Raw genomic sequence first — 20,350 nt, 5'->3', positions numbered from 1 at the left:
GGAATTATCCTCCCCTCGGTTTTTATCAAACATCCGAAAAGAGAATAAACCGATGAAATTACGCAAGCTTACACTGGCACTCGCTACCGCCTTGGGTTCAAGCTTATCGTCCGCAGCTTTCGCCCTTGATCTTTATGTCGATACCAAAACCGAGCAAATTTATGCGAAACCTGCACCCGGACGTGTGCATATCGGTTCTTTCGTAAGAGAAGAGGATGCTCCCGCAAAAACTGCCGGCAAAACCAGTAAAACTGCTGAAGCACCAATGGAAAGTTCCGATGGTCGGATAGCTGAAGGGGCAGCCGAAAAAACAGATCCGGCAGAACTGATGGCAGCCCGTAGAGACATCGAAATGAAGGCGAAGATGCGGGAAGCGCGTCTCGTCAGCGATATGGCATCACTGGAAGAGCGGGTCAAGCAAACTGAAAAAACCAGGATGAAGTATGGACCTGGATTGCATTTCGAAAGTGCTGACGGCAACTTTACTGCCGAGGTCGACGGACGCCTGCAAGCTGACTCGCAATATAACATTACCAATGACGTCCTGCCGCCCGCGCCCAATGATCGTCCTTATGAACTGAACAGTGGAGCCAATATCCGGCGTGCCCGTCTCGGTGTGGAAGGTACGATGTTCAAAAAATGGGACTACAAGTTCGAGTTCGATTTCAGCCGCGGAAACGGATCGGTGACATCGGGGATAACGGACGCATTCATCCGTTATAACTTCGATAGTCCGTTATCAGTAAAGGTAGGGTCGTTCAAGGAACCGTTCAGCCTGGAGGAAGCAACCAGCAACCGCTTTCTGACGTTCATCGAACGGAATATGGCGGTGAATACATTTCTCGATAATCCCAACGTCTACAAGACCGGGATAGGCGTCAACTATGCCGTGCCCCGTTGGCAAACCGGTATCTCCTTCCAGACCGAGCCGGTGGGAAGCTGGTCCAGCGCCTCGACGTCAGTCAATCCCAATGGCAACAACAGCCGCAATAATGGCTCGGGCGACACCAGCTGGGAAGGAGTCGGCCGTATTTCCGGCAGGCCCTGGATGGAGAGCGAGACCAAGTTCTGGCATGTAGGAGCGTCAGCAGCGTATACTCGGGTCAACACCCAATACGAAGGGGATGGCGACTTCGCCAATGGCGGAATGAGCTTCGCATCTTTTCCCGGCGCCAACGTTGACCGAACCAACGTGCTGAATACCGGCAACCTGAGTTTCGGCAACAAGAACGACCTGAACTCGCGGCGGGTGGAAAGCTATACTCGTTGGGGCACAGAAACTGCCCTGGTCTATGGTCCGTTCTCTGCGCAGGGAGAGTATCTGCAAACCCATATAAATGGCCATGGCTACAGCGGGGAATCGTTGTTCGGCTTCTACGGTTACTTAAGCTATTTCCTGACCGGAGAATCCCGTGTCTACCACGTCAAGAATGGCGCATGGAACAGAATAAAGCCTTTCCAGAATTTTCAGCTCGCCGGCCCGGGCTGGGGAGCCTGGGAAATTGCCGCGGGATACGATTACATGAATATGAATGACGGAGCCATCAGGGGTGGAAAGGCGAATCTCATCAAGTTCGGTCTGAACTGGTACCCTCATTCCAATATTCGTGTCATGACCAATTATGTCCATGTTCTCGATATAAATACTGCGGGTGTGGTGGACCGCCGCAGCGCCGGATTTAACAATGCCAACCTTGATATGTGGCTCACACGCTTTCAGGTGGATTTTTAAGCCTGCCAGGAAATACAGTGGCGCAATAGCGTGGGCGGCAGACAAGCGGACATTTCCGTAACTGATCGGAGCGGAAATGCCCGCTTCTGCCGGACGGGGCTTACCTGAGCGAGAACTCCACGCGGTTATCCGGCTTCTCACGGTTCGTTCCTGCTTCAACTTTCGGCGAAAGTACGAAAATTCGAGCGTCAGGGATTTTCCCATGCTCGATCAGCCAGTCCCGTGCGCTCATCGCCCGGCTTTCGGCAAGCGCCTGTAGTTCTGCATCACCTGCGTCGATATTGGCAAGCATCAGCTTCTCCATCTCTTCCGCAGGCAGGCTTTTCGACAGCCCGATGAAGTTTTTTGGCTTCTCGAACTTGGCATCCTTGTAAACCTGCTCCAGGTATTTTTCATATTCCTCCGGTGTCAGGGTTACATCTTCGAGAGAATCGTAAGATTTTCCCTTTTTGATATCCACTGACAATTTCTCCGCCTTGATTTTGCGTTCAAGTACACGCCGCTTCAAAGGCTCCGGATCACTCGAAGCATCGGCATGACCGATGATTTCGAGATTGAGCGCTGGCCGATCTGTCAGTGCCTGGGCTAACTTCTGGAGTCTTTCTTCTGCCTCTGGCGGAATCTTTACCTCACCCGCGGGAAAATTGATCTCCGATAATTCTTCTCCCCCGAAAAGCGACCCGAGCACCGTGAAAGGCGCCGTGGCTGCCTTGGTCAGCAAGTTGAGGATTGCCTTGACGATTATACCCCCCAGGCTGAATTTCGGATCGTTGATGGAACCGCTTACAGGGAGACGAACATCTATTTCTCCGCGTCGGTTTTTTAGCAGCGCCAATGCGAGGTTGACCGGAATCGATAGTGCATCCGGACTTTCGATTTTCTCACCGAAAGTCAATTGATCAAGGAAGATGCTGTTTTCCGCTGTTAACTCGCCGTGTTCGACATGATAGTGGACGTCGACCGATAGTTTGCCTTTCTCGATTGCGTATCCGATATATTTCCCGGAATAGGGGCTGAATGTAGGCATATCGATACCTTTGGCCGAGGCCGTAATATCAAGGTAGAGTTCTCTGCCGAAGGCATCGACCGACCCGCTGATTTTCAATGGCGCCGTTTTATCTACCGCGCCGCGAATATCCACTTCCCCGGCTTTCCGGGGATGGAGCGGTCCTATGCGTCCTGCCAGGTCGGTCAAGTAGGCGCGATAGTTGGGCTGGATGAACTGATCCTGAAAATTGACGTGTCCTCCCTGCATCACGATACGGCCTATGCGGACAGGGAGACTCTTGCGCGGGGATGGCTGCGAAGGAACAGGCGCAGGTGATATCTCACCGGGTGTGCCCGCTGGTTCCGACTCTGGCCTCGATTCTGGCTCGGGCATCGTTGCCGGCGCAGCAGCAGCCTGTGAGGGAGAAACCGCTGTTTCCTCCTGCCGCACGATATATTTGAGATTCAACTCGCCTCGGGGAGTAACGACGACATGGGCAAAAAAGTCAGTAAGCGTAATCGAAGCGGCGTTGATGTTGAGAGGTTCATTGGCAAACTCGATACCCTTGATATCGACACTTCGCCAACGCATGAGGTTGGTGGCGTCCACCTTGTCCAGCATGTTGAAATTAGTGAGCCTCCCATCCCCGTGCACCGCCACTTTTAACGACGATGCCTTTTCTCCCCGTGCCCGCTCAGGTCGCTTCTGTCCCTTGCCGGCATCGGCTTTGATCTTGCCGCGGAAGGACAACGCTCCGCGCGAGAACAACACATTCAACTGGTCTCCGACCCAGCCTTGCAATGCAACAAGGTCGACATCCTTGGCATTTACTGCCAGATCTGCTGCGACCGGCGCCCAGGCAAGGGATCCTTTTGTTTCCAGGCTGCCTGTTTTGTTGACTTCCGCCTTCAGCTCGAGCTGGGAGGGCGCTGCGCCGCTGAAGTCGATCTGGTTAACTGTCAGATCAAGAGCATTGACCACCATGGGGGCTACGTCCGGCAAAGTGGTATCTTCAAAGCGCAGCCCGGCATCCGCCAGCCTGAAGCTTCCGAGTTTTACCGTCCATGGCTTACCTGTGTCCGCTTTGGGAGAAGGAGGAGTAGAGGATTGGGATGCCTTTTCCGCCTTGTTTGTCGGAGTAAAAAGCTTGGCAAGATCGAGCCGCCCGTCTTTATGGCGTTGCAATGAGGCATTGAAGCGATCCAGGGTTGCAGCGCCGAGACTGACATTCTTCTGTCCGGTATCGACCACGATCTCATCCAGCGTAAGCTTTGGCAGGTTGAGTGTGGGTTCAGTGCTGCCTTCTGGCGACACCGCAATTTCCGTCAAGACTACGGCAGCTCGCGAGGGCTTCACTGCATTCAGGTTTATTTCAGTCAATTGAACGTTGAATTCGCCCAGCGTGGCGGCATAGGGCGCCTCTACCGAATGATTCTCCACTTTCAGCTTCTTTAATGCGGCATTGCCTGTGAGAACCAGGGCAGGCGATTGGCCATCGACCTGGGTAAACGTCAACAATAGCTCGCTGTCAAAATAACCGGAGAGAAGGCGAATGCCGACTGGAATGGGGGAATACTCGTCTATCCGCGTCAGATCCACATCGCTCAACCTGATCTCAAGTGTCGCTTCACGATTTGTGGTGAAAGGCCGCACCTTCCCGGTGAGATTGAACGGAGCTCCGTTCACCCTGGCGCTGAAGCGCGGTTCCACCCATGTTTCCTCCGCGCTTTCGAAATTGGCGATGAAAGGCACACCGATTTGAATGCCGGATATCTCCTGCTGACTTTTTTTCACATGGTCGACGAATTCGAAGTGGCCGTCTTCGATAACAATATTCTGTACCGAGAACAGGCTCTTGCCGTGCTCTTCCTCCTCTTCTTTCGGCCGTTTCATGAAGTCTTCTATCAGGTCGGTGATATTGAACTGCTGCTGCCCTTCACGAACGAGACGCACAGTGGGCCCTTTGAGCGAAACCGAACTGATCACGGGCGCGCGATGAGCAATGGAGGCAATACTCAGGTCGAGGTAAAGTTCATCAAAGGAAAAAAGATTCTTGTCTGCATCTGCGCTTGTCTCTTTTTCGCCTATTCGAAAACCACGAACCGTCAACTCCAGCGTATAGGGCTGAATGTCGATCGACTGTACAGTAACGGGGCGATGCAGAACATCCGATAAAATGGCTTCAAGCTTCGCCTTGGCATATCCGGGCAACCAGAAATAGCCGAGCAGACCAAACAGGATAATTATTCCGGCGAAAACACCCAGACCGGTTATGAAACGGCGGTGGTTGATGAAGCGATGCAAGAACGTTGTGAGGGAAGACATGAATGAGAGTTTTCGGAAAGTAGCTGCCCGGTGCGCAAAAGGATAAAAGGGTATAGAGGCTTCAACCTCCCGTGTACATGAACTTCTTTCTATGCATGACTTTACGCTGTGGAGAAAAGCGGGTCAATTATGACCGGAAATCATCGCGATGAACGGCGCAGCTGCGGCGGAATGAGTCGGAAAGTAATGACCACCAGGAGCGCGAACAATACATACGCTACCAGAAACACCCATTCCGGAAGATCATGGAAGAGGATGAGGTGCAGCCAGCGCTCGATGAAACCGGTTTCGGTTGCCCTCCCACGCAACGCGTCTTCCAGCCATGTCAGCGGACATACCACGCCAAGAAGGGACTCGACGGTAACGTACAGGATAGCGGCAAGGTGGGTAAGCCGGAATCTTCGATTTCGCACAAAACTCGCCCCTATCCAGCTGCCTGCCCAGATCAGTGGCAGACCGACGACGACAAACAACACGAACAGAAAATGAATGACTAGGATGATATCGGCCATCTGTCGAACAGGTTTGTGGACTGATCCGCTTCCGAAAATAACAAAAGAATAAACATATTCTATTAGGTTATTTCTGGATATTCACGCCTGTCGGTATAGTGTGGCGCTTATAGAAGAGACAGGAATAAGGTATGAAGATTCGCAACCTGGATCTGTCAGGCAACCCGATCAATATCGAACATCAGCAATTGGGAATTCCTCCCGTCGAGGAACCGGTCTCCCATCCCGGCACTCACCCGCTCCTTCACGCGGCGGCCTGGTTTGCCGTCGCAGTGTTGATCGTATTGACCCTTTTTCTGGCAGGTCGTTTTTTTATTTCCAATAACTGGTTCGGGGGCTGGCAGATCATTGGCGAAACCCTGAGCAGCAGCATTTTCTGGAATGCTGCGATAGTCGGGTTCTTCGCCCAGGTCGTGGATGGCGCCCTGGGAATGGCTTATGGGGTGACAGCCACCACTTTCCTGCTTGCTTCGGGCGCCACCCCCGGGGTTGCGAGTGCCAGCGTTCATATCGCCGAGATTTTTACCACCGGCGTTTCCGGCATTTCGCATGTCAAGTTCGGCAACGTGAACAAGGATTTGTTTGTCCGGCTGCTCGTACCCGGCATCCTTGGCGGTATCCTGGGGGCGGTGCTGGTGACGCAGGTCGATGGCGGCCTGTTCAAGCCCTATGTTTCCGCGTATCTGTTGCTGCTGGGAATTTACATTCTGAGCAAAGCATTCCGGTCTTTGCGTCTGCGCAAGAGTCCGCCGAAGCATGTGGGAAAGCTCGCCCTGTTTGGCGGATTCGTCGATGCGGCAGGAGGCGGCGGATGGGGGCCGGTGGTAACATCCACGCTGGTCAGTACGGGAAACGATCCGCGCACGACTATCGGCTCCGTCAATTTCGCTGAATTCTTCCTGACGCTGACCGGCGCCGCCGTTTTCACCTTGCTGATGGAAACCAATACATGGCCCATCATCGCAGGTCTGGTCTTCGGGGGTTTGTTCGCCGCGCCGTTTGCGGCAGTTCTGTGCAAGAAGCTGCGCGCGAAGACCCTGCTCATACTGGTGGGCACGCTGATCATTATAACCAGTCTTTATAACCTGTACAGGGCGCTCGGAGGCTAGGGCAGAAGCCGGAGGAATACAATCTAAATGCAATCTTCCGCGCCTGCGAGGGATTGTTGAGCGGTTCCCTAAAGTAAAGGTCCGATCATGGATTCGAGCTTGCTCTCACTCAGGCGACCGAGTTTGCTACCGATCATTTTACCGTTCCGGTCAATCACGACGGTAAAAGGCAGCGCACCCTGGATGTTGCCCGCGGCACCCGCGATCTGCATCGCTTTCATATCTCCCACTAGGACCGGATAATTGATGCCCATTTCCTTGCTGAATGCTGCCGCCCTTTCTTTCTGATCCACCGCGATGCCTACGAAGACCAGTCCTTTATCACGAAATTTGTCCTGAAAGGAGATAAACTCGGGTATTTCCTCGCGGCATGGCGTGCACCAGCTCGCCCAGAAGTTCACCACCATGACTTTCCCCCGCCACTGGGAAACAGGCTGGATATTTCCCTCGAGATCAGGAAAACTCGCCGCCAGTATCGCTTCGGCGCCTTTAGTAGCCACAGCGGCATCCGGAGCGGCAATATCCTTGCTGGCCAGCTGGCCGCGCAATAAGACTCCTGCTGCCACCGCAAGTATGGCAATGCCCGTGTATAACAATACCTGTCGCAATTTTGTCATTGTTCTTCCTGAGAAAAATAAGCTTCAAATCCTGATCCGGCGACCGCGACTCACGAGCCCGGCTTGCCTGTTCGCACTCCGGATCAATCAAATTGCGCCGCTGGGGGGAGGCTAGATCAGCACCGCGTTGAGTATTTTCAGAAAAGCCTGCGTGTCCTGATAGCCGATGATCTTGACGTTGGGAACTTGACGCCCCTCTTTGTCCATGAAGAGAATGGCGGGAGGCCCGAACAGCTTGAAGCGCTTGAGAAGCTCCATGTCCTCAGGCGTACCTGCTGTCACATCAACCTGCAGCAGCACAACGTCCTTCAATCGCGCCTGGACAGCTGCGTCCGTGAAGGTGAAACGTTCCATTTCCTTGCAGGAGATGCACCAGTCTGCATAAAAATCCAGCATTACGTATTTGTTTCTCGACTGAAGGATCTGCTGCTTCAACTCCGCCACCGACTTCACTCTCTGGAACGGCAAATGCTCGTTTGAGTTGATACCGTCCTTTTTTACCCCTTCCATGTCAGCCGCTGAAATATTCAGCCTTGAAAGAGGCTGCAGGATATCGCGGCTGCCGGAAAACACGCCGATGAGCAAGGCGATGCCCGTCAGCAGGGCAATCATGCCCACCCCCTTGAGGAATTTCTGAAAACCGGAAGCACCCGGCCGCAGCGGGTCAACCGCATGCAGGTAAATGGCCGACACGATCAACAGCGCTGCCCATAGCAGCATATGCACCACGGCAGGAATCACCGGCGATATCAGCCATATTGCCACCCCGAGCAGCAATACCCCGAACGACTGCTTGACTCCTTCCATCCATGCACCTGCTTTTGGCAGAAGGGCGCCGGCGGAGGCGCCCAGCAACAGCAAGGGCAGGCCCATGCCCAGCGCCATGGCAAAGAGCGCCGAACCCCCGAGCACCACATCGCGGCTCTGGCTGATATACAGCAACGCGCCTGCAAGAGGCGCCGCTACGCACGGCCCGACGATCAATGCGGACAAAGCGCCCATGCCGAATACGCTGGTCAGATGGCCGCCTTTGAGGTGCCCGGCTTCTTCCGAAATCTTGCTCTGGAAAAAGGTGGGGAACTGCAGCTCATAGAAACCGAACATGGAAAATGCGAGCGTTACAAAGATCAGCGCGAACGCGCCAAGTACCCATGCGTTCTGAAGGGTTGCCGACAGCATTGCTCCGGAGAGTCCCGCTGCCACCCCGGCGATAGCGTAGGTAATGGCCATCCCAAGCACGTAGGCCAGGGCCAGGATGAATCCGCGCTGCTTGGTAACATGCTGCCCCCCCTTGGCGATAATGCCCGACAGGATAGGGAACATGGGAAATACACAGGGAGTAAAGGAGAGAAGCAGGCCGATACCGAAGAAGCCGGTAAGAATCAGCCAGAAGTTGCCGGTCTGGAACATCCTCTCGATTTCCACCGATTCCGTCTCGACGGCGGCCGAACCGCCATTCGACCGGAACAACTCGTCAGCGGCATCAGCCCGTACCCCAGCGGTACCTGGTGGGGCGGATGCATCAGTGCTCACTGCATTGGCAACCGCGCCAGCCGCTGCCTTTGCAAGCGGCAGCGTCAGGTCGATTACCTTGCTTATGGGTGCATAACAGACACCGATGGGCTCGTTGCAACCCTGATAAGTGGCAACAAGAGTCAGTTTGTCAGCCGATGGGGCGTCCCGCTTCAGGGAAATCAGCGCTTCAAACGGCTCGTGAAAAACCTCGACCTCACCAAAGGTCACATCGCTTTTCATCTTTCCCTGCGGCAGGGAAATGTTTTCGACGGTGGTTCCGGGAGTCTGTGGCTTGAACGCAACTTTATCCTTGTAAAGATAATAGTTCTTCGCCGGCTCGAACTGCGCCACAAGCGTATTTGCGTCCCTTACCTTAACCTTCAGCTTGAAAGCCTCGTCTGGCGGCAACAATTCCTGCTCCTGCTCCTCCTGATCCTGATTGAAGGTCGAGCGCAGTTGCTGCAAGCCTGAAAGAAATCCGGAAGTTTTTCCTTCTTCCGCAAAAACGCTTGTGCTGAAAAAGCAGAGAAGCAGCAGGAAATATCGGCTATATCGGTTCAGGGGCATGACAACCAGATTCTCTTCAATTTTTATCCGGACTCGACGTTTCGCCGGAAATCCAATGCAGATACGCGGGCAACCCGCTGCTTATTGGGACAGCAATGATTTCAGGGAGTTCGTAAGGGTGCATGGACTTTATCAGGCACTCCACCGAGGAATAATGCTGCGCAACCGTTTTAATAAAGACCGGGACCTCGACCCCGCTTTCCATTCTGCCTTGCCAGCGGTAGATGGAAGTACACTCGCCCTGTATGTTGACGCATGCGGCCAACCGCTCTTCGATCAGCTTGTGCGCCAGCGAGGCTGCCTGCGTCTTGTCGGGGAGGCCGGTAATGACGAGTATGTATTCCGTTTCCCGATCGGTGTGGGGTTGGAGCGGTTGGGGCATTTGCTTGCTCCCATCTAAAATGGGCCTATTTTACCTGTTTTACAGTCTATCCTGCTGCGCGCAGGCACTCTGCGACCGTGGGATAGCGCAGGTGTACGCGCAACTCCTGCTTGATCCGCATATTGGTCAGCCTTCGCGACTCCTGCATGAATGAGAGCATGCCGGGTGCGATACGGCCTTCTGCTTCGGCACGGGGAACGCGTGAAGGACGCGGCAAAGCAAAACGGTCCGCTACCAGATCAAAATATTCCCCCATTTTCAGGTTTGAATCATCGCACGCATGATAGACCCTGCCTGGTCGCGCATATCGGAGCGCAGCAACAACGATGCGCGCTAAATCATCGGCATGAATATGATTGGTATAACCGTCGTCTTCCGATGCCAGCACTGGCGCCCCCTCACGCAAGCGTGCGAGCGGTAGGCGATCGCCGGCATAAATCCCGGGAACACGAAGAATCGAAACACTCACGCCATTGCGCAGGCCCCAGTTGCGGACACGCCTTTCCGCATCCACCCTGCGCACTGCACGTTCCGTCAGAGGGTTGATCGGGCGCGTCTCGTTTACCAGAGCCCCCTTGCAATCCCCATATACCCCGCTGGTACTGATGTAGATAAAGCGTTGTGGTAACATTGTGCGCTTCATTTTTGGCCGCCTTGTCAAGGCCGCCAGGAGATGCGCGGTACGGGTGTCGGTACGACCTCGGACAGGCGGCGGAGCAAGATGTAAAACGGCATCTGCCGCGCCTGCCAGTTTGTCAAGGCTGTCGGGTATGTCAAGATCACCGGCCACGGGCGTAATCCCAAGCGAACGCAGCGAAACACATTGCTCAGGCTTCCGGTACAGGCCCAGCAAACGGTAATGTGTTAGCAGCAGGGGAGCCGCACGCAGGGCGATATCACCGCAACCCACGATCAAGAGTGTTCGCTTTATCGTTTTCATGTTACTTGCCGACATTCCATTTTTATTTTTGCTGGATCATTCGTAATCGTAATCATGTCCCATCAAATTACCATCCAGCCGAGCGGGCACAGCTTCTTCGCCCAGCCCGGCGAGACTATTCTCCAGGCCGCGCTCCGGGAAGGTTTTCCACTTCCCTACGGCTGCCGCAACGGCGCCTGCGGGACCTGCAAGGGCAAAATCATACAGGGAACAGTGGATTTCGGCAGCTATAACGAGAGCGCGTTGACGGAAACGGAAAAACAGGCCGGAATGGCACTGTTTTGCCGAGCTGTACCCCTCTCTGAACTCGTCATTGAATGTCGCGAAATCAGCGCCATAAAGGACATCAAGATCAAAACCCTTCCGTGCCGGGTGCAAAAGCTCGAACGGGTCGCACCCGATGTGATGATCATCTCCCTCAAGCTTCCCGCCACCGAACGGCTGCAATTTCTGGCGGGGCAGTATATCGACATCCTGATGAAAAACGGCAAGCGCCGCAGTTTTTCACTGGCCAACGCTCCCCATGACGATGAGCTGCTTCAGTTGCATGTGCGTAATTATCCGGGCGGGGCGTTCGCCGAGCATGTGTTCACGCAGATGAAGGAGAGGGATATTCTCCGCTTTGAGGGACCGCTCGGCACGTTCTTCCTGCGCGAAGACTCGGATAAACCCATCATCTTTGTCGCCAGCGGCACAGGATTTGCACCGGTCAAGAGCATCCTCGAGCACGTATTTCAAGGGCGCAATCCCCGCGGCCACGAGCGGCAGATGGTGCTCTATTGGGGAAACCGCACCAGGGGTGACTTGTATACGCCGGAATTGCCAGGAAGCTGGCAGGAGCAACATGACAACTTTACTTTTATCCCTGTGCTATCAGAGCCGCTGCCATCTGACAACTGGAACGGAAGGACAGGCCTGGTGCATCAGGCCGTGCTGCAGGACTTCGACGATCTCAGCGGCTATCAGGTGTATGCTTGCGGCACGCCGGCAATGGTGGAGGCTGCTCACAGGGATTTCACGCGCTTGCGCGGCCTTCCGGAAGAAGAATTCTTTTCGGACGCATTCACCACCTCAACCACTTCAGCCAGTCCGGCAAAAGCGTGACGTTTTCTTCCTTGCGCCTCTCTCTTCCCAGCTCTCCAAAGCGGCCTCGGGAATGGAATCAAAGCTGAACGCTTCCGGCGCTATTCAATCCGCATTATTCGGCCATTTTTGGTCATTGCGGCTGTTTCCAGCTGCCTTACAGCCAGTTCCAATCCTTTGCTGTAGTGTTCCCTTGCCAGTTCGGGCTGCCCGAGCTTTTCATTCAGCTGCCCCAACGCGAGGTGCGCCGCATATCCCGCTTTGACCGACAGGCTCGCTTCAAGATAGCTCTGAGCCTTGCCCCACAGTTCTGCCTGGACGCAGAGCTTTCCCAGAGCAAGCAGCAGGGATGCATCACTGGGATGCACTTCAAGCCATGCCTCGGCACGTTCTATCTGCCGCAAGGGATCGCTGCCGATGCATTCCGCATAGAGCTTTGCCAATTCCGAATCCCATTGGCTCTCCAGGCTCTGCTCGACCAGATGATGAACCATGGCGCAGTCTCCTGTTGCAGAAAACCCGCGTGCGGCAACAGCAGCGACTTTGCCATCCTTTTTTTCCGATGGAGACAGACCCTCCCAATACTCCTTCAGCCCCCCCGGATTCAACATTCTGCTTCTGAGATTCTCTATATGTGCTCTGCACCTCAGTTGTTTTATGAGGCTGGCCTCAGGACCATCGCGCTGTTCCAGCTGACTGAGCAGTTCCAGCACGACATCCCAGTTTCCGACGTTCTGCTGGGCTTCCAGCTCCAGCTTCAGCGCACCCGTATGCCGACGCAACTCACCGGAGGGCAGGCGGTGCAGCAACTCGAGCGCTTCTTCGGGCCGATGTTCGTCCAGAAGCAATTCAGCCTGTGTCATCAACCGTAATGCCACTTCTTGCGGCGCACTGTTTTCGGCCTGGGCAATGAACTCGTCCCGGCGGGAATAATTTCGCAATCCATGGGCCGAGCGCGCGGCAACGATGGCATTGATGGCGCTGAAAGCAGCGGAGTCCTCCATTTTCAGGGCGGCGGCCGCGGATTTCTCCGCCTTCGCATAACGCCGCTCGAAAAACGCCTTGAGGCCATCCAGCGTTCCTTCCAGGGCTTTTTCCCGGCGCCTGCGAGTGCGAAATTCACTCAGCTCGGCAGGCAGCCGAGCGGTAAATACAATAAGCCGCATTCCCAGGTAACCCATCGAAATGACGACCAGCAGCAATAGCACCAGCAGATTGAGCGACAGCTCTATACGATAAGGTTGGGCAACAATCAGCACGTAGCCGCTGTTATAGGTGGCAGCGATGGTAACCGCCACGGCAATCATGAACAGGGTCAGAAGCCAGAGTGCCCCCTTCACCTGTTTCCCCGGTCACGCGTCAACCTGTAGTTACGAACTGCATCGAGACTTGCCGAGATACCCGGCAACTCGGCGCCGATATCAGTCTCGCCCAATTGCTGCAATGCTTCCCGGAAATCGACAACGGGTTGTGCTTGAGTGTCGTAATAACGCCTGATCTGCTCCCTGGACGCATCGAGGTCAGCCTTGAAGCTGGATCCGTTGTGCGCAAGCAGCGCATACCGCGCGGATAACAGCCGCAACTTCAAATTCTCGCGCAGGAAGTACGCTTGCGAGGGCGACAGCAGGGCGACATCCGGACTGTCCATATGCTGTATCCGCACCAGCCGTTTGAAATCTTCCCATACTTGATGCAGAAAGCGCAGCCATACATTTTCGGAGACGGGAACGGGAGATGGGGGCGAGGCACTCTCAGGGGGTCGAAACTCCATCGCCAGCGGCAGCGTATCGACGGAGGCGACAAGATTATCCAGGCGCATGCTGATTTCTGCGGTGTCGACATACGGCACCGACTTCAGCAGATCCATATCCTTTGCAATGGTTTTTCGCAAGGAAGCCAGTTGCGGGCGCTCAGTGCGCTGGAGCCGGCTATCCGCCTCCTGCATTGCGATCAGTGCGGATTTGACGTTGCTTGCCAGTTGCAGTTGCTGGTTGGCGATAAGCAGCAACTGCTCCACTTCTTCCAGCATTGCTTCATCGCGGCTTCGCGTAAGTTCCTGGTAAAGCGCTTCCAGGGCAACCTGCTGGCTCTGCGATTCAGCCAGTTTGTCTTCAAGGAAGTCGAGCTTTGTTTCCGCACGGCGTCCCGCTTCGACTGCATCAGTTGCAGTATTGCGCGCTTCCTTGCCTGAAGTATCTGCTTCGGCCAGCCGTCTTGCCAGCTCATGCCGCAGCCCTGCGATTTCACTGCGCGTGTCGTACCATTGCCAGGCGAAAACCAGGATCAGAATCAAAGCAAAAACCAGCAGGGGATTGGCGCGCGCAAGCCATCTCGCCCCCGTTTTCTGTGGTCGATCGATATCAGCAGGCTGAGTTTCCACGCTCATGATTGCGTAGGAGCAAAATTGTGTTGTCGCCCTTCGCGGTTTTCACCTTTACCGTCACCTTTCACCCGACGTGCCCGGAAAAATAATCCTGCAAACCCGCAACCAGCCCGTCGTCTCCGGCAGCGGTAACTATCACGCGGTTAAATCCCAATTTCCACGCCACCTCCGCGATGCGCTCATGGGACACGAACAAGGGCGTGTTTTCAAGCCATGTTCTGCCTGAGTCGCCCACCATCTCCCATAAATTGCGCAACCCTTCACTGCTGGTAACGGTAACCGCGTTCATCTCACCACGCTTCCAGGCTGCGAGAAGCGGTGCGATTTCCGCTTCCGGCCGTACCCGGCGGTAACACTCCGCGTATTCGACAAAAGCGCCGCGTTTCCTCAGCATTTCCCCCAGCAGTTCGCGTCCGCTGTCGCCCCGAAAAATGATGATTCGCTTGCCCGCTACATGGATACGATCCAATTCTGCCATATCGAGCAAGGCTTCGCTGTCGAATCGCACCGCAGGCACGATTACTCCGCTCACCCCGAATCGTTGCAGCGTTCTGGCAGTGCCCTGACCGACTGTCGCAATTTTGAGATCGAACGGCAATGCGCGTTTCGCACATATGACGCTCATCGCCTTATTGACGGCGTTGGGACTGACAAAAATCGCCAGATAGAATTCGTCCAGGCGCTCGATCAATTCGAGCAATGGACGCGGGTCGGAGATATCCTGAATCTCCAGGACCGGAAACAGGTAGGGTTCTCCGCCTGCTGCTCGTATTTTCTCAGCAAGCTCCTCAGCCTGATGGGAAGGACGCGTGACCAGGATATGGAGCCCGGTCAGCGGCTTGCTCACGGATGGCTCACGGGTTCAACCGCTTTCGATTCCAGCGCTACCAGAATCTCTTCCGCCCCCTTTGCCTTCAGGTTCTTTGCCAGCTCAGCTCCCATCGAAGCGCAATCATCGGGACTCCCGTTCAATTCATCGCTTATCATGCGTATTCCATCCTGGCTGGCGACAAATCCGCGCAGCCTAAGCACGTCTCCGTTGATTTCGGCAAAGCCCCCCAATGGCACTTCGCAACTGCCACCCAGGGCGCGACTCATGGCACGCTCGGCTTCGACGCAGCGCGCAGTGGGAATATGATGCAGCGGTTCCATGAGCCTGATCAAATCCGAGCGATCTGCACGGCACTCAATGCCCAAAGCGCCTTGCCCTACTGCGGGCAGGCTGAGATCGGGGCTCAGCAGCGCCGTGATGCGATCCGCAAGCCCCAGTCGTTTCAATCCCGCTGCCGCCAGAATGATCGCTGCGAATTGGCCCTCATCCAGCTTGCGCAAACGCGTCTGGACGTTGCCTCGCAGCGGCTGCACCTGCAAATGAGGAAAGCGCGCGCGCAACTGGCTTTCACGCCGAAGACTGGAAGTGCCCACTACGCTCCCCGGCGGAAGCGCATCCAGCGTCGCATATTTGTTGGAGACAAATGCATCCCGCGGATCTTCACGCTCCGTGATCGCTGCCAGCGCGAATCCGGTCGGCATATCCATCGGCACATCCTTCATCGAATGCACGGCGATGTCAGCCCGCCCCTCCTCCAGCGCCTGTTCCAGTTCTTTGATGAACAAACCTTTTCCGCCGATTTTGGATAGCGTCACATCAAGAATCTGATCGCCCCGGGTCGTCATTCCGGATATTTGAAATTCCGTTTGCGGGTATAATTCTGCCAGGCGATCCCGGATGAAATTGGCCTGCCACAGGGCAAGAGCGCTTTCCCGTGTCGCGATAACTATTTTATTGGGTGTGGATGAATTAGGCATTCCTATTAAAATAAACAAAAGTTTGGAAATCCTGCTGGCACTTATTTTACCATGGCGGACGTCAAAGCCGGACTGAAGTACTGAACTGAAGTACTTAGGGCATGAGTTCGCATCTTCCAGAGAAGAGGTTGTTTATGGGATCGGTCGCTTCCCAAAGCGAAAGTATTGATACTAATCCTAATCCTAATCACATCGATGACAAGGAGCCGAAGGATGACCCTCTGCGAGAGGACATCCGTCTGCTCGGGCGCATGCTGGGCGATACCCTGCGTGAACAGGAGGGCGAACCTACTTTTGATTTGGTGGAAAATATCCGGCAAACCGCGATTCGGTTTCGCCGCGACCAGGATCCGAAGGCGCGACAGGAACTGGACCGGTTGCTCAACCAGTTGAGCAACAAGGCTACCGAAGCGGTGGTTCGCGCGTTCAGTCAGTTCTCGCAGCTATCGAACATAGCCGAGGATATGCATCACAACCGCCGGCGGCGCAGCTATCTTTTAGCCCGGTCTCAACCGCAGGCGGGCAGTGTGGCGCGCGCGCTCGACCTGGTTTTATCCAACGACACAAGCAGCGCGACCCTTGGTCGGTTCTTTGCCAAAGCCCTCGTTTCGCCAGTGCTGACGGCCCATCCGACGGAAGTGCAGCGAAGAAGCATACTTGATTGCCAATTGGGGATTGCTCGACTGTTGAACGAGCGCGATCGGGTGCAGCTCACTCCGGATGAGCTGAGCAAGAACGAAGAGGGGTTGCGAACCGCCATTCAGATATTATGGCAGACTCGCATGCTGCGCTCGGCACGCCTGTCCGTATATGACGAAATCAAAAATGGCCTGGCCTATTATCACTACACTTTTCTTACAGAAGTGCCGCATCTGTATGCGGAAATCGAAGATCTGCTCGAACGCCGGATGGGCGATAAAGCCCCCCGTGTTCCTCCGTTTCTTCGTATTGGCAGCTGGATAGGCGGCGATCGCGACGGCAATCCCTTCGTTACTCATGAGGTACTGCTGCACGCCGCCGAGCGGCAATCCGCTCTGGCACTGGATTTTTACATGGGTGAGGTCCACCAGATCGGCCGCCGGTTAAGCCTGACTGATCGCCTGGTCGACGTGGACGATGCCCTGGCGGCGCTGGTTGCGGCTTCGCCCGATCGTGCGCCGAGTCGTGCTGATGAGCCTTATCGACGCGCCCTGATCGGTATTTACGCGCGCCTTGCTGCGACCAGCATGGGGCTTGGTCATGCAATCAGGCAACGGCGTCCGGTCGGTCCGGCGGAGCCTTACACTGACAGCATGGAACTCGTTCGCGATCTCGATATCGTCATCCATTCGCTCGAACGGCATAAATCGGAGTTACTGGCGCGGGGTGATCTCCGCCACCTGCGGCGGGCGGCTGAGGTATTCGGTTTTCATCTCGCGCCGCTGGATATGCGCCAGCACAGCCACATTCATGAGCAGGTCGTGGCCGAACTGTTCGAGCGCGGCGCCAGCCTGAAAGGCTATTCAGACCTGCCGGAAGCGGAACGCGTGCGCTGCCTCCTGACTGAGATCAGCAGCCCGCGCCTCCTGCGCTCGCCTTACCTCGACTATTCGGAGCTTGCCGAGGGTGAATTGCATATCGTGGAGACGGCGGCCGAAATTCATCGGCGCTTCGGTCCGGCAGCATTACCCAATTACGTCATTTCCAAGGCGGACGGCATATCCGACATCCTGGAAGTTGCGCTGCTGTTGAAGGAGGTAGGGCTGCTGCGGGCAGGAGAAAAGCCGCATCTGCATGTCAATATTGTTCCGTTGTTCGAAACCATCGCCGACCTGCGTGGCTGTCCCCGCATCATGGACGAGCTGTTCTCGATACCCTATTACCGCAAGCTGGTGGATTCGCGCAATGACGTTCAGGAGGTGATGCTCGGCTACTCCGATAGCAACAAGGATGGCGGATTCCTCGCGGCCAACTGGGAGCTCTACAAGGCCGAAACCGAACTCACGAAGGTCTTTGCCAAGCACAAAGTCGAGCTGCGACTGTTTCATGGACGCGGCGGCACGGTTGGCCGCGGCGGGGGTCCCAGCTATCAGGCAATACTGGCGCAGCCGCCGGGCAGCGTCAACGGGCAGATACGCATCACCGAGCAGGGCGAAGTCATCGGCAGCAAATATTCCGATCCGGAGATCGGGCGACGTAATCTGGAAACGCTGGTCGCAGCAACTATCGAGGCGACGCTGCTGAGCCATGATACGCTCGGCCAGTGCGCGGATGAATATTATGGGGTCATGGAAGTGCTGGCAGGCGATGCCCTGCGGGCTTATCGCAGCCTGGTATATGAAACGCCTGGATTTAACCGGTATTTTCAGGAATCGACCCCGATAAAGGAAATTGCGGGACTCAATATCGGCAGCCGCCCTCCCTCCCGCAAAAAATCCGATCTGATAGAAGATCTGCGCGCCATTCCATGGACGTTCAGTTGGGGTGTCAACCGCGCGATGATTACCGGCTGGTATGGTTTTGGCACGGCCGTGGAAATGTTCGTGCAGCGCGAGGGCAGGGGCGACAACGGACTGGGACTCCTGCAGAAAATGTATCAGGCCTGGCCGTTCCTCCAGACATTGCTGTCGAACATGGACATGGTACTGGCCAAAACTGACATGGGTATTGCTTCGCGCTACGCTGAACTGGTTACGGATGTGGAACTGCGGCGCGAAGTTTTCGGTCGGATACAAAAAGAGTGGGAACTTAGCGTGAAATGGCTTTTTGCCGTGACCGGCCGAACTGAGCTATTGCAGGATAATCCTACGCTTGCGCGCAGCATTCGCAACCGTACCCCTTATATCGATCCGCTCAATCACTTGCAAGTGGAGCTGTTGCGCCGTTACCGGTCCGGGGATGCCACAGATGCGGTAACACGTGCCATACAGCTTACTATCAATGGAGTTGCCGCCGGACTGAGGAACAGCGGGTAACTTCAGGCAGAGCGATACTGCCCGGGGCACTTCCAAAGTGCTTCGGCTCATCATGATTTACTGAAACAGTAAGTAAGGTCGTGGCAAAAAAACTTTACATCAAAACATTTGGCTGCCAGATGAACGAGTATGACTCGGAAAAAATGGCGGACGTGCTGCGTGATGCGGAGCACATGGAAAAAACGGATAATCCCGCTGAAGCGGACGTAATTCTTTTCAATACCTGCTCGGTGCGGGAGAAGGCGCAGGAAAAGGTGTTTCATGACCTTGGACGCGTAAGACATCTCAAGGCGGCCAATCCCGGTCTGCTGATAGGCGTGGGCGGATGCGTGGCCAGCCAGGAGGGGGCGGAGATCGTCAAACGCGCCCCCTATGTAGACCTGGTGTTTGGTCCGCAGACGCTGCACCGGCTGCCGCAGATGATTTCGACGCGTCAGATTACGGGCCGACCGCAGGTGGATATCTCCTTTCCCGAGATCGAGAAATTCGATCATCTGCCGCCGGCGCGCACGGAGGGCGTGACCGCCTTCGTATCCATCATGGAAGGGTGCAGCAAGTATTGCAGCTTTTGCGTGGTTCCTTATACGCGCGGTGAGGAAATTTCACGTCCGCTCGACGATATCCTGACGGAAATCGCGAGTCTGGCAGATCTCGGTGTCAAGGAAGTAACCCTGCTGGGACAAAACGTCAACGCCTATCGCGGCAGAATGCAATATGCGGAAGAGGGCGAATTAGCCGACTTTGCGCTGTTGTTGGAATATCTCCATGAAATCCCAGGTATCGAACGCATCCGTTATACCACCTCTCACCCCAGGGAATTCACACCCCGCCTCATTGAGGCTTACAAGACTTCTCCCAAGCTGGTAAGTCACGTGCATTTGCCGGTTCAGTCCGGTTCGGATCGCATCCTGGCGGCGATGAAACGAGGCTACACTTCGCTGGAATACAAATCGATCATTCGGCGGTTGCGTGCTGCCCGACCGGATATTTCGATTACCTCTGATTTCATTGTCGGATTTCCGGGAGAAACCGAAGCAGACTTTGAGGCAACGATGAAACTGATCGAAGCGGTGAACTTCGATGGTTCCTTCAGCTTTATTTACAGTTCCCGTCCGGGGACCCCGGCAGCCGGACTGGAAGATACGACGCCTCATCAGATCAAGCTGGAGCGGTTGCAGCGGTTGCAGGAAAAAGTGGAGCTTCAGGCGCAAGAAATTAGCGTCAGGATGGTGGGAACGATACAGCGCGTTCTGGTGCAAGGTTCCTCCAGAAAAGATTCCGGCGAATTAAGCGGGCGCACTGATAACAACCGCGTAGTCAATTTTCCCGGGCATCCCGAAATGATAGGAAAATTTGCAGATCTGAAAATCACCACGGCCCTGTCCCACACTCTACGCGGCCAGATCGTAAGAGCCGATATGGCGCTCCAGTAGA

General features: G+C 55.2%; 15 protein-coding genes. 5 read left to right on the top strand and 10 right to left on the bottom strand.

The window, feature by feature from the left end; all coding sequences use genetic code 11:
- The first annotated feature begins 52 nt into the window (after nucleotides 1-52).
- Complete coding sequence (locus tag C8R21_RS10365) at nucleotides 53-1,732, top strand: OprO/OprP family phosphate-selective porin (protein WP_107762624.1); 1,680 nt, start codon at nucleotides 53-55, stop codon at nucleotides 1,730-1,732.
- 100 nt (nucleotides 1,733-1,832) lie between these two features.
- Here C8R21_RS10365 and C8R21_RS10360 read toward each other — a convergent pair whose 3' ends face one another.
- Both C8R21_RS10360 and C8R21_RS10355 read right to left on the bottom strand, forming a co-directional pair.
- On the bottom strand, nucleotides 1,833-5,045 hold the full coding sequence (locus C8R21_RS10360) for a DUF748 domain-containing protein (RefSeq protein ID WP_107762623.1): 3,213 nt from the start codon (nucleotides 5,043-5,045) through the stop codon (nucleotides 1,833-1,835).
- Nucleotides 5,046-5,185: 140 nt separating this feature from the next.
- Nucleotides 5,186-5,557 (bottom strand): DUF2784 domain-containing protein, encoded by a 372-nt coding sequence (locus tag C8R21_RS10355; RefSeq protein WP_107762622.1) that lies wholly within the window; start codon nucleotides 5,555-5,557, stop codon nucleotides 5,186-5,188.
- A 131-nt stretch (nucleotides 5,558-5,688) separates the two neighbouring features.
- Between C8R21_RS10355 and C8R21_RS10350 the strand changes: the two genes are divergently transcribed.
- On the top strand, nucleotides 5,689-6,666 hold the full coding sequence (locus C8R21_RS10350; RefSeq protein ID WP_107762621.1) for a sulfite exporter TauE/SafE family protein: 978 nt from the start codon (nucleotides 5,689-5,691) through the stop codon (nucleotides 6,664-6,666).
- 68 nt (nucleotides 6,667-6,734) lie between these two features.
- On the opposite strand, the gene C8R21_RS10345 is transcribed toward C8R21_RS10350, so the two are convergent.
- The 4 genes from C8R21_RS10345 to C8R21_RS10330 form a co-directional block, all read right to left on the bottom strand.
- Complete coding sequence (locus C8R21_RS10345) at nucleotides 6,735-7,283, bottom strand: TlpA family protein disulfide reductase (RefSeq protein WP_107762620.1); 549 nt, start codon at nucleotides 7,281-7,283, stop codon at nucleotides 6,735-6,737.
- 111 nt (nucleotides 7,284-7,394) lie between these two features.
- On the bottom strand, nucleotides 7,395-9,365 hold the full coding sequence (dsbD, locus tag C8R21_RS10340) for a protein-disulfide reductase DsbD (RefSeq protein ID WP_107762619.1): 1,971 nt from the start codon (nucleotides 9,363-9,365) through the stop codon (nucleotides 7,395-7,397).
- 16 nt (nucleotides 9,366-9,381) lie between these two features.
- The gene (gene cutA / locus C8R21_RS10335; RefSeq protein ID WP_107762618.1) at nucleotides 9,382-9,747 is read right to left on the bottom strand and encodes a divalent-cation tolerance protein CutA; all 366 of its coding nucleotides are present in this window, start codon (nucleotides 9,745-9,747) and stop codon (nucleotides 9,382-9,384) included.
- Nucleotides 9,748-9,793: 46 nt separating this feature from the next.
- The gene (locus C8R21_RS10330; RefSeq protein ID WP_258192350.1) at nucleotides 9,794-10,687 is read right to left on the bottom strand and encodes an SDR family oxidoreductase; all 894 of its coding nucleotides are present in this window, start codon (nucleotides 10,685-10,687) and stop codon (nucleotides 9,794-9,796) included.
- Between the two features lie 54 nt (nucleotides 10,688-10,741).
- On the opposite strand from C8R21_RS10330, the gene C8R21_RS10325 reads away from it, so the two are divergent.
- Nucleotides 10,742-11,791, top strand: a complete 1,050-nt coding sequence (locus C8R21_RS10325) for a CDP-6-deoxy-delta-3,4-glucoseen reductase (protein WP_107762616.1) — start codon at nucleotides 10,742-10,744, stop codon at nucleotides 11,789-11,791.
- Between the two features lie 80 nt (nucleotides 11,792-11,871).
- Here the strand turns inward: C8R21_RS10325 and C8R21_RS10320 are convergent, their stop codons facing one another.
- The 4 genes from C8R21_RS10320 to hemC all read right to left on the bottom strand — a co-directional run bounded on the left by C8R21_RS10320 (nucleotide 11,872) and on the right by hemC (nucleotide 15,962).
- A complete protein-coding gene (locus C8R21_RS10320) occupies nucleotides 11,872-13,110 on the bottom strand; it encodes a heme biosynthesis HemY N-terminal domain-containing protein (RefSeq protein ID WP_107762615.1) in 1,239 nt (412 codons plus the stop codon).
- Nucleotides 13,107-14,156: a uroporphyrinogen-III C-methyltransferase gene (locus tag C8R21_RS10315; RefSeq protein WP_107762614.1), complete on the bottom strand. Its 1,050-nt coding sequence runs from the start codon at nucleotides 14,154-14,156 to the stop codon at nucleotides 13,107-13,109. Before C8R21_RS10315 ends, C8R21_RS10320 begins: the two co-directional genes overlap by 4 nt.
- A 61-nt stretch (nucleotides 14,157-14,217) precedes the next feature.
- Nucleotides 14,218-15,000 (bottom strand): uroporphyrinogen-III synthase, encoded by a 783-nt coding sequence (locus C8R21_RS10310; RefSeq protein ID WP_107762613.1) that lies wholly within the window; start codon nucleotides 14,998-15,000, stop codon nucleotides 14,218-14,220.
- The gene (hemC, locus tag C8R21_RS10305) at nucleotides 14,997-15,962 is read right to left on the bottom strand and encodes a hydroxymethylbilane synthase (RefSeq protein ID WP_107762612.1); all 966 of its coding nucleotides are present in this window, start codon (nucleotides 15,960-15,962) and stop codon (nucleotides 14,997-14,999) included. Before hemC ends, C8R21_RS10310 begins: the two co-directional genes overlap by 4 nt.
- Before the next feature lie 164 nt (nucleotides 15,963-16,126).
- On the opposite strand from hemC, the gene ppc reads away from it, so the two are divergent.
- On the top strand, nucleotides 16,127-18,916 hold the full coding sequence (gene ppc / locus C8R21_RS10300) for a phosphoenolpyruvate carboxylase (protein WP_107762643.1): 2,790 nt from the start codon (nucleotides 16,127-16,129) through the stop codon (nucleotides 18,914-18,916).
- An 80-nt stretch (nucleotides 18,917-18,996) separates the two neighbouring features.
- Nucleotides 18,997-20,349 carry a tRNA (N6-isopentenyl adenosine(37)-C2)-methylthiotransferase MiaB gene (gene miaB, locus C8R21_RS10295; protein WP_107762611.1) on the top strand — a complete coding sequence of 451 codons (1,353 nt, stop codon included), beginning with the start codon at nucleotides 18,997-18,999 and terminating at the stop codon, nucleotides 20,347-20,349.
- The last annotated feature ends 1 nt before the right edge of the window (nucleotide 20,350 follow it).

It is taken from the genome of Nitrosospira multiformis (assembly GCF_003050865.1).
GTDB classification, from domain to species: domain Bacteria; phylum Pseudomonadota; class Gammaproteobacteria; order Burkholderiales; family Nitrosomonadaceae; genus Nitrosospira; species Nitrosospira multiformis_E.
This window is presented reverse-complemented; position numbering and strand designations above follow the sequence as displayed.

Excerpts from the sequence above, each read along its gene's own strand:
- C8R21_RS10360 (WP_107762623.1), bottom strand. The coding sequence starts at position 5,045 with ATGTCTTCCCTCACAACGTTCTTGCATCGCTTCATCAACCACCGCCGT.
- C8R21_RS10355 (WP_107762622.1), bottom strand. The coding sequence starts at position 5,557 with ATGGCCGATATCATCCTAGTCATTCATTTTCTGTTCGTGTTGTTTGTC.
- dsbD (WP_107762619.1), bottom strand. The coding sequence starts at position 9,365 with ATGCCCCTGAACCGATATAGCCGATATTTCCTGCTGCTTCTCTGCTTT.
- C8R21_RS10330 (WP_258192350.1), bottom strand. The coding sequence starts at position 10,687 with ATGAAAACGATAAAGCGAACACTCTTGATCGTGGGTTGCGGTGATATC.
- cutA (WP_107762618.1), bottom strand. The coding sequence starts at position 9,747 with ATGCCCCAACCGCTCCAACCCCACACCGATCGGGAAACGGAATACATA.
- C8R21_RS10315 (WP_107762614.1), bottom strand. The coding sequence starts at position 14,156 with ATGAGCGTGGAAACTCAGCCTGCTGATATCGATCGACCACAGAAAACG.
- C8R21_RS10350 (WP_107762621.1), top strand. The coding sequence starts at position 5,689 with ATGAAGATTCGCAACCTGGATCTGTCAGGCAACCCGATCAATATCGAA.
- C8R21_RS10325 (WP_107762616.1), top strand. The coding sequence starts at position 10,742 with ATGTCCCATCAAATTACCATCCAGCCGAGCGGGCACAGCTTCTTCGCC.
- C8R21_RS10365 (WP_107762624.1), top strand. The coding sequence starts at position 53 with ATGAAATTACGCAAGCTTACACTGGCACTCGCTACCGCCTTGGGTTCA.
- hemC (WP_107762612.1), bottom strand. The coding sequence starts at position 15,962 with ATGCCTAATTCATCCACACCCAATAAAATAGTTATCGCGACACGGGAA.
- C8R21_RS10345 (WP_107762620.1), bottom strand. The coding sequence starts at position 7,283 with ATGACAAAATTGCGACAGGTATTGTTATACACGGGCATTGCCATACTT.